Below are 1,053 nucleotides of genomic sequence, written 5' to 3' on the forward strand. Positions count from 1 at the left end.
CTAGGGATAGTGGTGGACCAGAGATACTGTTTCAGGCCCTCATAACACCAATGCTGGATGACAGAAATAATACACCATCCAGCCATATGTGTTCAGGCCTATGGCCATCATGGCCAAGGGAAATGAACGTTCTTGGATGGCGTGCCCTGCTTGGGGATCGTGTGGGAATGGATAATGTCTCACCCTATGCAGCACCGGCACGTGCCGAAAACCTATGTAATTTGCCATCTGCCTACATTGAAGTCGGAGGTATGGAAGTTTTCAGGGATGAAGACATATCCTATGCCAGGAGACTTATGGAAAATAATGTTCCAGTGGAGCTTCATGTTTATCCAGGCACATTCCACACATGGTATGCACAAGTTCCTGAGGCCACGGTGTCAAAACGTGCACTCAGAAACAGGATGGAATGGATTCAAAATCAACTGAAGAAAAAATAAAGGAGATTTTACGAAATAACCAATGGACAGACCCTGGTTGAAATACTAATCAATCAGTGCGCCCGTTTTAAACTTGAGTTACGGATGCCCTCGAAATCTCATGATGTGTCAGGCTCAGAGCGTGGAATATTTCGACCTCTATAGCGCCATTCTTTTCTGGGAGTGAATCAAGAGGCCTGTTTTACTATCATCACTTGTGTATGTTTCCCAGGGATAGTACACCCTTTTATCTATGTCTATGAGGTAATGTCTGAGTATGGGTCAAACACCTGAAAGTAACATAAAGGATGCTGTTTCTGCATAGGAATTGGTATGATTTTCCAGTATTCATGACATACCATTCCTCTCCATCATAAATAATTGGAGATCCATTGCGATGGTAATTATGAATGAGATGGAATTTCTCACTCACAATGTTATATTCTCTGTGCCCATGAAGGATAAAGTCTGCATCTCTGAAAGTGGTAAGCATTGTCCGCAGCTCTCAATTCAGGATGAATTCCGGTACATTCTGGTTCGGCAAAATTACATCTGGGAGAAAAATAACATCCCTCAGGTCTTGAAGTAAAATCTATGGTTGAACCCTTAATTATCATGCTCCTGTCTAATTATG

General features: G+C 42.5%; 2 protein-coding genes. One reads left to right on the top strand and one right to left on the bottom strand.

The features are described from left to right. Positions 1-440: alpha/beta hydrolase fold domain-containing protein (locus AMDU4_RS12405; RefSeq protein ID WP_290705341.1), on the top strand; the 440-nt coding region annotated here is incomplete at its 5' end. Positions 441-856: 416 nt separating this feature from the next. Here the strand turns inward: AMDU4_RS12405 and AMDU4_RS12410 are convergent. Next, positions 857-1,036, bottom strand: a complete 180-nt coding sequence (locus AMDU4_RS12410; RefSeq protein WP_021788292.1) for a hypothetical protein — start codon at positions 1,034-1,036, stop codon at positions 857-859. Positions 1,037-1,053: the final 17 nt, after the last annotated feature.

Source organism: Ferroplasma sp. Type II (assembly GCF_000496155.1).